Annotated in this window: 8 protein-coding genes; 4 read left to right on the top strand and 4 right to left on the bottom strand. The window is 61.4% G+C overall.

What is annotated here, in order from left to right; genetic code table 11:
- Nucleotides 1–11: 11 nt before the first annotated feature.
- Nucleotides 12–3,065, top strand: a complete 3,054-nt coding sequence (locus JNB71_RS14485) for an aminotransferase class III-fold pyridoxal phosphate-dependent enzyme (RefSeq protein WP_220372512.1) — start codon at nucleotides 12–14, stop codon at nucleotides 3,063–3,065.
- 455 nt (nucleotides 3,066–3,520) lie between these two features.
- Here JNB71_RS14485 and JNB71_RS14490 read toward each other — a convergent pair whose 3' ends face one another.
- The 4 genes from JNB71_RS14490 to JNB71_RS14505 all read right to left on the bottom strand — a co-directional run bounded on the left by JNB71_RS14490 (nucleotide 3,521) and on the right by JNB71_RS14505 (nucleotide 8,869).
- Nucleotides 3,521–6,667 carry an efflux RND transporter permease subunit gene (locus JNB71_RS14490; protein WP_220372513.1) on the bottom strand — a complete coding sequence of 1,049 codons (3,147 nt, stop codon included), beginning with the start codon at nucleotides 6,665–6,667 and terminating at the stop codon, nucleotides 3,521–3,523.
- A 32-nt stretch (nucleotides 6,668–6,699) separates the two neighbouring features.
- Entirely contained in the window at nucleotides 6,700–7,839 is a 1,140-nt protein-coding gene (locus JNB71_RS14495; protein ID WP_220372514.1) for an efflux RND transporter periplasmic adaptor subunit, read from the bottom strand.
- A gap of 49 nt (nucleotides 7,840–7,888) precedes the next feature.
- Nucleotides 7,889–8,491 (bottom strand): TetR family transcriptional regulator, encoded by a 603-nt coding sequence (locus JNB71_RS14500; protein ID WP_220372515.1) that lies wholly within the window; start codon nucleotides 8,489–8,491, stop codon nucleotides 7,889–7,891.
- Nucleotides 8,492–8,638: 147 nt separating this feature from the next.
- On the bottom strand, nucleotides 8,639–8,869 hold the full coding sequence (locus JNB71_RS14505; protein ID WP_220372516.1) for a hypothetical protein: 231 nt from the start codon (nucleotides 8,867–8,869) through the stop codon (nucleotides 8,639–8,641).
- A gap of 202 nt (nucleotides 8,870–9,071) precedes the next feature.
- On the opposite strand from JNB71_RS14505, the gene JNB71_RS14510 reads away from it, so the two are divergent.
- The 3 genes from JNB71_RS14510 (at nucleotide 9,072) to JNB71_RS14520 (ending at nucleotide 13,864) form a co-directional block, all read left to right on the top strand.
- Complete coding sequence (locus tag JNB71_RS14510; protein WP_220372517.1) at nucleotides 9,072–11,603, top strand: glycosyltransferase family 4 protein; 2,532 nt, start codon at nucleotides 9,072–9,074, stop codon at nucleotides 11,601–11,603.
- 137 nt (nucleotides 11,604–11,740) lie between these two features.
- Nucleotides 11,741–12,871, top strand: a complete 1,131-nt coding sequence (locus JNB71_RS14515; RefSeq protein WP_223215856.1) for a glycoside hydrolase family 130 protein — start codon at nucleotides 11,741–11,743, stop codon at nucleotides 12,869–12,871.
- Nucleotides 12,872–13,117: 246 nt separating this feature from the next.
- A complete protein-coding gene (locus JNB71_RS14520; RefSeq protein ID WP_220372519.1) occupies nucleotides 13,118–13,864 on the top strand; it encodes a Crp/Fnr family transcriptional regulator in 747 nt (248 codons plus the stop codon).
- Nucleotides 13,865–14,182 lie beyond the last annotated feature (318 nt).

A 14,182-nucleotide genomic window follows, 5' to 3' on the forward strand; every position in this document is an offset into this window, starting at 1 on the left:
GAGGGATTCCCATGAACGACATGCTTCAGACCACACCGGATTTTTCGATCGAGCAGGCAAGGCTTTTGCTGGCCGAGCACTACGGTCTCGAGGGCTCGCTGTCGCCGCTCGACAGCGAGCGCGACCAGAATTTCAAGGTCGTCGCCAGTGACGGCAAGATCTATATCCTGAAGATCGTCAATGCCGCCGAACCGTTGGTTGAGAGCGAATTCCAGACGGCACTTCTCGGACATCTCGGTGTGCATGCGCCGGATCTTCCGGTACCGCATATCCGCAAGACCGTGTCAGGCGCCAGCCTCGCAGAGACCACGAGCGGGCATGGCGTTCGCCACCTGCTGCGGCTCGTCGGCTGGGTGCACGGCGTTCCGCTTGCCCAAGCGTCCCGAAGCGATGCGGCGCTGGAATCGCTCGGGCGCCTCCTTGGTCGCTTCGATGCGGCGCTGAAAGGGTTCATGCATCCCGGCGCGCTGCGCGATCTCGACTGGAATCTCTGCAATGCTGGCCGTTCGGCCCAAAGGCTCCACCATATCGCCGATGCGGACGACCGCGCGCTGCTCGAACGGTTTCTGGCCCGCTTCGAAACCAAGGTCGTGCCGATGCTGCCGAAGCTGCGCTCAGCGGTCATCCATAATGACGCCAATGACTGGAACGTGCTCGTCGACGACGCCAATCACGATCGCATCGCCGGCGTGATCGATTTCGGCGATGCGCTCTATGCGCCTGTGATTGCCGAGATCGCGATCGCCGCCGCCTATGCCGGTCTCGACCATGCCGACCCGATCGGCGCTGCCGCCGCCATTGCGCGCGGTTTTCATGCGGAATATCCGCTGCTTGAGGAAGAAATCGCTCCGCTCTTCGACCTGATCGCGATGCGGCTGGTGACCTCGGTGACGATCTCGGCGTCGCGCCGCGCCCACACCGACGGAAATCCGTATCTCGCCATCAGCGAGAAACCGGCATGGACACTGCTGCGCAAGCTCGACGCCATGAACCCGCGCTTTGCGATTGCGATCCTGCGCCATGCCTGCGGTTTCGAGACCGTGCCGGGCGCGCGGACCGTGACGACATGGATTGCCGAGAACCGCAAGGAACTGCAGCCGGTGCTCGATAGGCCGGCCGCAACCTATCCCGCCGCTCTCGTGCCCTATGGCGATCCGGCACATCCGATGACGGTGAAATCGGCCGCCGAGCAGCCGTATGAGGCACAGTCGATCTGGGAGGCCTCTTGCCGCGAACACGGTGTCGACCTCGGCATCGGTCCTTGGGGCGAGGCACGGACGGTCTATTCCGGCGAGATGTTCGTATCAAGGCTGATCGACAACACCCGCCGCACCCGACATCTCGGTCTCGACCTCTTCATGCCGGCCGGCACCGGAGTCTACACGCCGATGGCCGCCACCGTCGTCAGCGTCGAGGTCGAACAGGAGCCGCTCGGATACGGCTGCCTGATCGCGCTCCGCCACGAGCCGGCGGGTTGCCCGGCCTTCGTCACGCTGTGGGGGCACCTTGCCCACGAAGCCGTCGACCGGTTGAAATCCGGTGACCGCCTGGAAGCCGGAGCTTTGGTGGGAAAAATGGGCGCTCCAGACGAAAACGGCGGCTGGGCGCCGCACCTGCACCTGCAGATTTCCACCGACACCAGCCTCTCCGCAACCGAAATTCTCGGCGTTGGCGAGGAGCGCTATCTCGATGTCTGGGCAGAACTTTTTCCCGACGCCAATGCCTTCGCCGGCATTGCGCCGGAGTTTTACGAACAAAAAGGCCGGTCTCGCGAAGAAATCGTCAGGCGCCGCCGGGAATTGCTATTGCCGAACCTGTCGATCTCCTATGACGAGCCGATCAAGTTCGTGCGTGGCGAAGGCGTCTGGCTGATCGACGATCGCGGCCGGGCTTATCTCGACTGCTTCAACAATGTCTGCCACATCGGCCATGCACATCCGGCTGTGGTCGAGGCCATGGCAAGGCAGGCCGCGACCCTCAATACCAATACCCGCTATCTGCATGACAACATCGTCGCCTATGCCGAGCGGCTGACGGCGACCATGCCGGGGGATTTGTCGGTTGCCGGCTTCGTCAACAGCGGTTCGGAGGCAAACAGCCTGGCACTGCGCCTGATGCGCGCCCATACCGGCGGCGAGAACGCGATCGTGCTCGACTGGGCCTATCACGGCACGACGCAGGAACTGATCGATATCAGTCCCTACAAGTTCCAGCGCAAGGGCGGCAAGGGTCAGAGGCCGCATGTCCATGTCGCGCCGGTTCCCGATAGCTATCATGCGCCGGCAGATTGGCCGGTCGAGGAACACGGCACGCGTTTCGCCGAGAGCGTTGGCGAGCTGATCGCGATGATGCGGGCAAAGGGTGAAACGCCCGCCTTCTTCATGGCTGAATCCATTCCGAGCATCGCCGGCCAGGTGTTCCTGCCCGACGGATACCTTGAGCAAGTCTACCGCATGGTGCGCGAGGCGGGCGGCGTCTGCATCGCCGACGAAGTGCAGGTCGGTTTTGGCCGGGTCGGCAGCCATTGGTGGGCCTTCGAGACGCAAGGGGTCGTGCCCGACATCGTCACCATGGGCAAGCCGATCGGCGACGGTCATCCGCTGGCAGCCGTCGTCACGACGCGCGATATCGCCGACAGTTTCAACAACGGCATGGAATATTTCAACACGTTCGGCGGCAACCCGGTGTCCTGCGCCGTCGGCCTTGCCGTGCTCGATATCATCGAAGGCGACAACCTGCGCCGCCAGGCGCTCGAGGTGGGCAACTACCTGATGGCCGGTTTCCGTGCGATGCAGCAACGCTACGAAGCCATCGGCGATGTGCGCGGCATGGGGCTATTCCTTGGCATCGAACTGGTAAAGGATCGCAAGACCAAGCCGCCCGCCACAGACTTCGCCCGGGCCGTCTCCAACGGTGCACGGCAGCGCGGCGTGCTGATCGGCACGGAAGGGCCGCATGACAACGTGCTGAAGATGCGGCCGCCTATGATCTTCTCGCGGCGGGACGCCGACCATTTGCTCGCGGTGCTTGAGGAAACATTGGCGGCGGTCACCGCAAGGGCATGAGCCAAATGCAGACGAACGTGGAAACGAATTCCCGGTCGCGTTTTGGGCCGCCGCGTGGCGTACGTCCCTGGCACGGACGCGGCCCCCGCGCCGCAGCGCTTCGTGGCAGGCGGCTGGAAGGGAACGGGCGAGAACCCAGAAACGAAAAAGCCTGCCGCGGGAGGAGGTGCGGCAGGCTTTCAAAAAGAACCGAACGGCGGCTGGGAGGAGGAGTGCCGCCATTCCGCAAGTGCCCTCTGGGAGGAGGAGTAAGGACACTTACAATCGAAGCTTTGCGGGAGGAGGTGCATCGCTTCGATGATTTGACTATACAAGGTTTCCGCTCAAATAGTAGGCAGAATTTTGCAGAGCAGCCATGCGCTATGCGCGTAGCGGGGGTCTCCTAAACCCATAAATCGATTGAGTACCGCCGAAAACGAATAACACGCTTGTGGTGCTCAATGCCGATTCGGCTGCTATTCGGCGGCCAGGGATGCCGGATAGATCGCATCATCCTCCGGTTCCTTGTTCGTCTGCTCGGGTTCGGAGGCCTGTTTCTTCTGTTCCTTACCGAAGAACAGGGCGTAGCCGGCAGGCAGGACGAGGATCGTCAGCACGGTAGCGACAAGGATGCCACCCATCATGGCGAAGGCGAGCGGTCCCCAGAAAACGCCGCGCGAAATCGGGATGAGAGCGAGCACAGCCGTCATTGCCGTCAGCACGATCGGCCGGAAGCGGCGCACGGCCGAACCGATGATCGCTTCCGACCGCTCCATGCCGGCGGCGATGTCCTGGTCGATCTGGTCGACGAGGATGATCGAGTTGCGCATGATGATGCCGAGCAGCGCGATGACGCCGAGGATGGCGACGAAGCCGAAAGGCGCGCCGCTGATCAGGAGGGCTGCGGCCGCACCGATGATGCCGAGCGGACCGGTTGCAAGCACCAGCATTGCCTTGCCGAAATGCTGCAGCTGGATCATCAAGAGCACGACGATGACGGCAAGCATGATCGGCGCCTTGTCGGCGATCGACTGTTGGCTCTTGGCCGAATCCTCGGCGCCTCCCTGGATTTCGACCGTATAGCCCGGCGCCAGACCGTCGCGCAGCGGCTTGAGATCGGCATACAACTTCATCGCCACGTCGTTCGGCTGCACCCCGTCCGGCAGCGTGCCGCGCACGGTGATCGTCGGCAGGCGATTGCGGCGCCATTCGATGCCCTGCTCGAGCACCGGGACGACCTTGGCGACTTGCGACAGGGGTACGAAACCGCCGAAATCCGTCGGGATATAGACCGAATCCACCGCCGAAAGCAGGTGACGGCTCGTCTCTGGTTCACGGGCGACGATGGACACAGTTTCCTCACCATCGCGCAGGTTATCGAGGGGAGCGCCTGCCGTCGCAGCCTGTAGCATCTGGCGAATGCGCTGCGATGTGACGCCAAGGGCGCGAGCGCGATCCTGGTCGATCACCAGTTTCATCGCGGACACCGGCTCCAGCCAATCGTCATGGATCGCACCCAGCTCAACGTTTTCGGCAAACTTTGCCTTGACCTGATCGGCGATCCGGCGGACTTCGGCGCGATCCGGACCCATGACGCGCATCTGAACCGGCCAGCCGGTCGGCGGCCCGAGGAACAGGCGATCGACCTTGCTGCGGATTGAAGGGAACTCCTCGGCAAGGACGGTCCGCAGCTTGACGATCAGCCGCTCGCGTGCCGGTTCGTCGTTGGCCATGACGAGAAGCTGGGCGAAGTTGGGATTGCGCAGCTGCTGGTCGAGCGGCAGGAAGAAGCGCGGTGCGCCCTCACCGATATACGTGGCGATGAACTTCTTGTCCGGATCGTCCATCATCTTCGCTTCCAGCGCCTTGGCCTGCGCCTCGACTTGGCCGATGCTCGTGCCTTCCGGCAGCCATAGATCGACGAGGATTTCGGGGCGCGACGACTGCGGGAAGAAGTTCTTCGGAATGAACTGGAAAGCCCAGAGACTGGTCGCGAAGCTAATCATCGTTAGGGTAAGCACGACGATGCGATGGCGTACGGCCCAGCCGACGGTGGCACGCAGCCGGCGGTAAAAGCGCGTATCGAAGACGTCGTGATGCTCGCCGGCGTGCTTTCGCTGCTTGAGGATCAAATAGCCAAGCCAAGGCGTGAAGTAGACCGCCACGAACCACGACACGACAAGCGCGATGCCAACGACATAAAACAGCGAGCGCACATATTCGCCTGCGGTGGAGGCGGCAAAACCGACGGGGATGAAACCGGCCGTGGTGATCAGCGTGCCGGTTAGCATCGGGAAAGCCGTCGAGGTATAGGCGAAACTTGCCGCATCGACCTTGTGCAGCCCCTCCTCGAGCTTGCGCTCCATCATCTCGACGACGATCATCGCGTCGTCGACAAGCAGACCGAGCGCAATGATCAGGGCGCCGAGCGAGATGCGCTGCAGGTCGATGCCGAGTTCGTACATGATGGCGAAGGTGGCTGCGAGCACCAGCGGAATGGCGATCGCGATCACCAGGCCAGAGCGCCAGCCGATCGACAGGAATGATACGACGAGCACGATCACCAGCGCCTCGCCGAGAGCATGCATAAATTCGCTCACCGCCTCCGTCACGACTTCCGGCTGATTGGAGATCTGCTCGACCTTGACGCCATAGGGCAGCGCAGTCTCGAAGCGCTTGTAGGCTTCCTCAACTGCGGCGCCGACGTCGGTGACCTTGTAGCCTTTTGCCATGACGACGCCGAGCTGAACGCTGTCCTCGCCGTTGAACCGGTATTTGCGCTGATAGGGATCTTCGAGGCCGGAGGTTACGGTCGCAATATCGCCGAGCCGCGTGATCTGGTTGCCGGCTCTCAGCCGAAGCTCACGAATGTCGGATATCCGTGTGACGCCACCATCGACGGCAATGCGGACGGAGCGGGTGCCGGTATCGACGGAGCCCGCCGGATCGACATTGTTCTGCCCCCTGATGGCGTTCTGCACGTCCGTTAGCGTCAGCCCGCGCTGGGCGAGCACCTTGGAGGAAATGTCGATGTATATCTTCTCCGGCTGGTCGCCGATGATAACGGCCTTCTCGACGCCGGGCGTCGACAAAAGCATGTCTCGCGCCTGGATGGCGAATTTCTTCAGTTCGGGATAGCTGTAGCCGGAGCCACTCAGCGAATGAAGCGTAATGAAGGTATCGCCGAACTCGTCGTTGAAATAGGGCCCTAGCAGACCTTGTGGCAGTTCGTTCTCAATATCGCCGACCTTCTTGCGAACCTGGTAGAAGGCATCGGCTACCTGCTCGGCATCGGTGTCACCCTCGATCTGCAGCGTGATGATGGCGCTGCCGGCGCGGGTGTAGGAGCGGACGAAATCGAGATGCGGCGTCTCCTGCAGTTTGCGCTCGATTTTGTTGACGACCTGGTCTTGCATTTCCTGGATCGAGGCGCCCGGCCAGATCGCTTGCACGACCATCACTCGGAAGGTGAAATCCGGATCTTCCTTTTGGCCCATTCGCATCAGGCCGAGAACGCCGGTGATCAGGATCAGGCCGAACAGAAACCGCGCAATGCTCGGGTGTTCGATCGCCCAGCGAGACAGGTTGAAGGAGGACTGCTTCTGATCGGTGGAGATGGCCATCGGCTTCGTTCCGTTCTCGTTCAAACCGGGGTTCAACGCGTCAGAGTGGCAGCGTCGGCTGCCGCCGATTGCTTGCCGGCCATACCTTCGAGCTTCACCTTGAGGCCTTCGATCATGAACTGCGTGCCGGCGGAAACAACGACGTCGCCCGGCTTCAGCCCTTCGGCGACGCGCACCCCATCGCCGGTGAAATCGGTGACGGTAACCACGCGGGAATGCACCGTTTCGGTTGCGCGATCGACCGTCCAGACAATCGGCTGATCATCCTTCTTGGCCAGAGCGGTCAACGGGATGGCGATAAGCTGGCGTGCGCTGTCGGCGGAGGCTTCGATATTGGCAGTCATGCCAAGCAGAACCTTGGGATCGTTCGGCAGGCTGACACGGACGGCGAACGTACGCGACTGCGGGTCGGCGCTGCCTGCGACCTCCCGCACCTGACCCTGCAGCGTCAGGGACGTATCGGACCAGAAGCTTGCCTTCACCGTTTTCCCCGGCTTGAACTGGGCGATGTCCACCTCCGGGATTGCGATCAGTACTTCCTTTTCACCATCGACCGCGACGGTGACAACTGGCGTTCCCGAACCGACGACCTGACCGACATCGGCATTGACCGCGGTGACGATGCCGTTCTGATCGGACTTCAAATCGGTGTAATTGACCTGGTTCTTCGCCTGGTCGAGCGCCGACCGGGCTGAATCGCGAGAGGCAACCGCCTGGTCGTAGCTGAGTGTCGCCTGTTCCAGTTGCGCCTTCGACGAGACGTTCTTGGCGAAGAGCCGTTCGGCGCGGTTGCGTGCCAACGCTGTGGTCTCGACCTGCCGCTCGGCCGCATCGAGGCTTGCCCTGGCGCTTTGCACCGCAAGCCCGTAATCGGCGGGATCCATTCGGGCGAGCAGTTCACCGGCCTTTACCCTGTCGCCTATATCGACGAGGCGCTCGCTGATCTTGCCGTTGATGCGGAAGCCGAGGTTCATTTCGACGCGGGCGCGCACCGCTCCGGAGTAGTTGAGCGTGCGAGCGTCACTCGCCTGCGCGATCTCGACCACTTTGACCGGGCGGATAATCGTCCCCGCCTCGGTCTTCTCCTGCGAGCAGGCGGTAAGCGTAAGGAGCACGGCCGCAAGAAGGGTGGCTGGCAGCATGCGGGCACGGCTATGGCTGGTCGAGAACATTTCGTATTCCTAAAACAAACAAATTGAAACGGCGCCGCTGGGCTTGCGTTCATCGCAACGCCTTGATGACAAATTCGACGAGTTCATCGGGCATTGCCCGGTTCTGCTTGGCGAGACATTGCGCCACCATTTGCGGATGGCACAGATTGAGCGTCGCCGCCCCGAAACAGCGGGACGCGACGGCGGCATCCTGCTCGGCAAATTCACCGGCCTGGATACCCTCCCGGATGATTTTCTCGACCACCTCATGCATGCGGTCGATATGCTTTTCGATGACATGCCAGTCGCGCTCCATGGCGACGACGACCATTTCATGCACCTTTTCCTCATCAAGCATCGTCGCCAGAACAAGCTGATGCTGAGTGTGGAGATACTTGCGCAGGCGATCGGCGGCGCTGATCGGCAACAGCGAAATCTCAAGGGCCTGCTGATAGCTGCCCGCGAGCATGCGACCGCACACGGCCTGATGGATTTCCGTTTTGGAGGCAAAGAAGCGGTAGATGTTGGCCGGCGACATGCCGAGATCGCGCGCCACATCGGCTACCGTGGTCTTGGAGTAGCCGTAGTGGCGAAAGAGGCGCTCCGCGGCGTCGAGGATGCGGGTGACGTTTTCCTGCCGGGTGGCTTCCAGGGTGTCCGCGATATCGTCCATGTGCCAGCTTTCGATTTACGACTGACGAATTTTGATTTTCGTCAGTCGTAAAACGAAAGCTTGCTGGAGTCAAGGGCCCGGCGGCCAGGGTATAGCAGCGCAATGCGGAGAATTTCGCGATAAACGTGTGCGCCCCACCCGCCCGCTTTATTCGGGCACTCCATGCTCAGGGCCAGCGTCCTTGACGTCGCGCGGCGTCGGCGTCGGGATCGCGCCGTGGTCCGGGTCTTTCACATCCTGCCCTTTCGAACCATCCGTATCCGTAGGACGCTCCCGTTCACGGCTCTCACGCCTGGCGTTTTGCAGCGTCGTTGCTTCTTCGATGAGCGTATTCAGTTCCTCTTCGGAAAAGTCGGAAAGGTCATAGATCTTGCTCATGATGGTCTCCTGTTCGTCCTCTCCATGCTAAACGCGCAACTCGGTGAAACGACCAAAGTTACCGGAGAAATTTTCCAAGAGGCTCGAACCATCGAAGCGCCCCGGTGCTAGCCACCCAGCCTCGGATCCGATCGCCAGTCGACGCGCAGGCACAGGCAGAACTCTGCTTAGAGGCGATCGGCGCCGCGCTGCGGACGCCGGCATGAGCTTCGCCGACGCTATCCGCATCAGCGGCTTCGGGAGCCGTGCTCCGGCGGTGTCGGGACAATTGCCATTCAGAAGCACCTCGGCGGCGGTGCAGTTGCGAGGAGCTGGTCAAGAGTCTCGGCGCCGAATTGGTCAATGGGGAACTTTGATCCGCGAAAGCAGTTTGTGCACATCATACGCAGCAGAGGAGCAGCCGCGTGAATGTGGCCCCTGCCAGCGCGTATGCCCGGAGGATAACACCGTGACTCCGTCGATCGCCATGCCCTCGATCCGGCACGTCGCCCTGATCGGCAACTTTCCCCCACGCCGATGCGGGATCGCAACCTTTAGCGCCGATCTGAAATCGGCACTGACGGGAGCAAAACCATCGCTCCGGCTCAGTTTGATAGCGATGAACGATCCTGGTCAGCAGCATGCCTACCCACCCACGGTCGGCTACGAGATAAGCCAGAACCAGCCGGAAAGCTATCTCGCCGCGGCCGAGCATATCAACGCCCTCAACCCCGACATTGTCTCGATCCAGCATGAATACGGGATATTCGGTGGCGCAGCGGGCGAGTACCTGCTGAAGCTGGTCGAGCCCATGCGTGCGCCGGTGGTCACCACGTTGCATACCGTGGTGAGTTCACCGACCGAGGAGCAGCGACGGGTGATGCAAGCGCTCGCCCATCATTCTTCACGGCTTGTCGTCATGACGGCAATGGGCCAGGAGATACTGATCAGGAGCTGGGGCGTGCCGCGCCAAAAGATTGCCGTTATTCCACACGGCATTCCCGATCTGCCGTTCCTCGATCCGGCCATCCATAAGGACCGGTTTGGTCTGGAGGGATGCCAGGTCGTACTGACCTTCGGGCTTCTGTCGGAAAACAAGGGAATTGAAATCATGATCGAGGCGCTTCCGTCACTGGTCGCCGCCCATCCGGATCTGATTTATGTTGTCCTGGGGGCTACCCACCCACACCTTCTCGCCTCGGAGGGGGAAGCTTACCGGGATAAACTCCGCGCCCGGGCCGAAGAGCTCGCCGTTGCCGGTCATTTGCGTTTCGTCAATGAATATGTCGACACCGCAACACTGCAGGCCTGGCTCTCTGCTGCCGATATTTATGTCACCCCCTACCTGAATGAGACGCAGATCACGAGCGGTACGCTGTCTTACGCGGTTGGCATGGGCAAAGCCGTGGTTTCCACGCCCTATTGGCACGCTCGCGAACTGCTTGCGAACGGAACGGGCGCGTTGGTGCCTTTCGCCAACCCCGGCGCCCTCGCGGAGACGATCGGGGATTTGTTGACAAACCACGGGAAACGCGACCGGTTGCGCAGCAAGGCCTATCGCGCCAGCCGACAAATGGTCTGGCCTGTGATCGGCCAGTCCTACCTGACCTTGTTTGGCGAGGCGAGAACGAGAAACCCGGTGCCTGGCCGGATCTTGAGCTTGCGCCCGACGGGCAGTGCCCCACCGGTCTCAACCCTCGCCGCCATAGACCGAATGACCGATGGCTGCGGCATGCTTCAGCATAGCCGGTGGAGCACTCCCGACCGGCGTCATGGTTATTGTCTCGATGACAACGCGCGCGCTCTTATGCTGGCGGTGGAACTTGGCGCGGAAGGCATTGAACCGGAGCGTGCCGGACGCATTGCCGGCGTCTGCGCTTCCTTCGTCGATTCCGCCTGGAATGAGGAAACATCGCGGTTCCGCAACTTCATGGACTATCGCCGCAACTGGCTGGAGGAGCAAGGCTCCGAAGACAGCCACGGCCGCGCCCTCTGGGCGCTCGGACGTGCCGCGGCAGCGACGAATGACGATGGAGTGAAACTCTGGGCCACCGCACTCGCCGACAGGGTAATATCCGCAAGCGATCATCTGCAAAGTCCCAGGGCAATGGCATTTTCTGTGCTTGGCACCTGCCGCTACCTGAAAATTTATCCAGGGCACCGTCCCGCCCGGCGACTTCTCGAGCGGTTTGCAACCACATTGCACCACCTGTTCCGACAGGGACGCCGAGAGCGATGGACCTGGTTCGAACCAACGTTGGCTTATGACAACGCCCGTCTGCCCGAGGCGTTAATCCGGGCCGGCCACCTCCTCGGCCGGAATCCGATGACCTCGGACGGCCTTGCGGCCCTCCGCTGGCTGATCGCACAGCAAACAGCCGCCAGCGGGCAATTCCGGCCTGTCGGCACGGAAAGCTTCGGGAAAGCCTACAGTGCGCCACGCGCTTTCGACCAGCAGCCAGTGGAGGCGTGGGCGACTATCGAAGCCTGTCTCGGCGCGCATGAAGCCAAAGCAAACCAGGACTGGATCGAGCATGCTGAAGCCGCCTTTGCCTGGTATCTGGGCGAGAATGACCTTGCCTCGCGCCTCGCTCTCGTCGGCGGCAGCTGCTATGACGGCCTTGAGGTCGACCGCGTCAACCTCAACCAAGGGGCGGAATCGATCCTGTCGTTCCAGTTCTCCGTCGCTGCCATGCGAAAATTGCAGCGCGCCACTCGCACGGTTTCCGCACCCGATCTCGCCAGGACCAGCTGATGTCACTCGTCAAGCCCCATCCGCTTCGCATCCGGCCGAATCCTGCACGCGTGGTCATACGGGATTTCCAGGTAGCGGAGCCCCGCTCGCCCAACGCAAAGTCCAGGGTTCGACGGATAGTCGAACAGGTGCAATCCATGGACAATCGCACGGTGCAGGCGGAACTTTCACTGGTGCTTGCTGATTTCGAAAACCGCCACCGCGAGGTGCGCCTGGTCTTCGAACAACGCTACGAAAGTATAGCGCGAGAGTTGGATCTTCCTGGTCCCTTACGGGAGGCCGAGCGAGCCTTGATTGGCGCGTATTTCTGCAACGAATACTCTTTCGAGTCAGCGGCGGTGTTGAACCCAAGCGTCATACCGCATCCCGACCAGTGCGGCCTGAATGAGGGAGAGCTGCGGTTTCTTATGTCGCTGCGGACAGTCGGCGAAGGCCACATCTCCTCCATCACGTTCAGGGAAGGCATATTGACAGCCGAAGGAGACATCAGCCTCTCCGAGGGCAGCCATTTTGCGGTTACCGCCCATCCTGAGACGACGCCTGATGGCACTGTATGCCTGACCCGTCATCCGACCTCGGCAATGCATGAAACAGTGCTGTTTCCAGTGACTGCGGCACAACGCAACGGGCTCGAAGATCTGCGGCTGGTGCGCTTTGAAGAAGACGGCGAGCCGCCGGTCTATTATGGCACCTACACCGCTTTCAGCGGCACGGCCATTGCCTCCGAGCTGCTGGTCACCCGCGATTTCCAACGCTTCGAAATGCACCCGATTTCAGGACCTGCCGCAGGCGGCAAGGGCATGGCGCTCTTTCCGCGGCGCATCGATGGCGCGTACGCGATGATCGGACGCCAGGACCACGAAAATCTCTATCTGCTGCGTTCGGATAATCTTTTGCACTGGGAAGACGGCACGCATCTAGCGGGCCCCGTGTATCCCTGGGAATTAGTCCAGATCGGCAACTGTGGCGCTGCGATCGAAACCGAGCAGGGGTGGTTGGTATTGACGCACGGCGTCGGGGCGATGCGAAAATACGCGCTCGGTGCAATGCTTCTCGACAAAAGCGATCCGGCCCGAGTGCTCGGACGCTCTCGGGTGCCGCTTCTGTCCCCGCCGGACGCCGAGCGGGAAGGCTATGTTCCCAATGTAGTCTACAGCTGCGGCGCACTTGTCCATTCGGGCCTGCTGTTTCTGCCGTACGGCGTCGCGGATAGCACAGTGGCGTTCGCTACAGTGAACCTCGACGAGTTGTTGGACTCGTTTGACTAGGAGGGCGCCGATCTCGACCAGCGAGGTACCCGGGGATAGAGCGCCGGAGCGCGATACCCGCAGGGCAATCAGTACACGGCGCGTGAGAGGAGAAAATCGACAGATGGAGCAGAGCCTCAGTATCCCGCAACTGGACGCTAGAAGATGGTCGGTTATCGCCGCGGGCCCATGCGCGAGAGAAACCCGCCCTTATTCTTTCCAACGGCGTTTGGTATGCAGCCGGGCTCGACTTGATCGGAGCGTCCGATGTTCATGATTCCGCAATCCGAGGTGAAAAACAGGCTGCTCAGGAGGATGCGCCCCACGGCGTTCATGGTCTTGAGCCGCAAGATGGAACGGATCGACCTCGCCCTCAAGGATGTGCTGGTCGAAGCCAATCAAATGACGTCGCACGTCTGCTTCATCGAAAGCGGACTGGCGTCCGTCATCGCTGAATCGTCCGACGCCGAGACCGTCGAGGTAGGTCATGTCGGCCGCGAAGGAATGACAGGCTACCATGTGCTGCTGATGACGGAGACGAGCATGCATCGCACGTTCATGCAGACGGCCGGCAGCGGCATCAAAGTGCCTGTCCATGCTCTGCGCGCCGTGTTTGCCGAGCATCCGGCCGTCCGGGACATGCTCTTGCGCTATGTTCAATGCTGCGAGACGCAGCTTGCGCATTTGGCGCTGGCGAACGCCCGATACAGCATGCACGAACGGCTCGCCCGCTGGCTGTTGATGTGCCACGATCGCCTCGATGGCGATGACCTGCCGCTAACCCACGAATTTCTCTCGCTGATGCTCGGCGTGCGGCGGTCAGGCGTGACGGACCAGCTTCATATACTTGAGGGCTTGCATGCCATCAGGGCGACACGGGGAAATATTCGCATTGTTAACCGGGCAAAACTCGAAGACATCGCCGGCGGTTCCTACGGTCTGCCAGAGGCGGAATATAGGCGCCTCATCGAAACCCCGGACGGCGCGGCAGAGACAAGCGGCCAGCTTGGCTGATCGAATGCGTCCGCGTCAGTAGCTCTGGGACTGCTGCTGCCGAAATACCCTCTTTGAAGTACGGCTATCACCCGTTTAGGGCGATATTCAAGCAGCACGACTTGGCGCACAATCCAAGGATGTTAAAAGCGGCGCAACTCCGAAAGGGAGAGTTCATGTCAGACAACGAACCGAATGTGCAGCCTAATCGCGCGCGGCGCCACTTCCTCGGACTCGCGACTGCGGCGACAGCAAAAATCGCTCTCGTCGCAGCGGCTTTGTCTCCTTCGACTGCACATGCCAAGGGAAAGGCGTGGTGGAAAACCGGCGGCGGTTCCC

This window comes from Rhizobium herbae, assembly GCF_019511375.1.
GTDB classification, from domain to species: domain Bacteria; phylum Pseudomonadota; class Alphaproteobacteria; order Rhizobiales; family Rhizobiaceae; genus Pararhizobium; species Pararhizobium herbae_A.

What these genes read in the sequence shown, in the direction of transcription:
- JNB71_RS14485 (WP_220372512.1), top strand. Translation starts at nt 12, where the DNA reads ATGAACGACATGCTTCAGACCACACCGGATTTTTCGATCGAGCAGGCA.
- JNB71_RS14510 (WP_220372517.1), top strand. Translation starts at nt 9,072, where the DNA reads ATGAGCTTCGCCGACGCTATCCGCATCAGCGGCTTCGGGAGCCGTGCT.
- JNB71_RS14515 (WP_223215856.1), top strand. Translation starts at nt 11,741, where the DNA reads ATGGACAATCGCACGGTGCAGGCGGAACTTTCACTGGTGCTTGCTGAT.
- JNB71_RS14495 (WP_220372514.1), bottom strand. Translation starts at nt 7,839, where the DNA reads ATGTTCTCGACCAGCCATAGCCGTGCCCGCATGCTGCCAGCCACCCTT.
- JNB71_RS14500 (WP_220372515.1), bottom strand. Translation starts at nt 8,491, where the DNA reads ATGGACGATATCGCGGACACCCTGGAAGCCACCCGGCAGGAAAACGTC.
- JNB71_RS14490 (WP_220372513.1), bottom strand. Translation starts at nt 6,667, where the DNA reads ATGGCCATCTCCACCGATCAGAAGCAGTCCTCCTTCAACCTGTCTCGC.
- JNB71_RS14505 (WP_220372516.1), bottom strand. Translation starts at nt 8,869, where the DNA reads ATGAGCAAGATCTATGACCTTTCCGACTTTTCCGAAGAGGAACTGAAT.
- JNB71_RS14520 (WP_220372519.1), top strand. Translation starts at nt 13,118, where the DNA reads ATGTTCATGATTCCGCAATCCGAGGTGAAAAACAGGCTGCTCAGGAGG.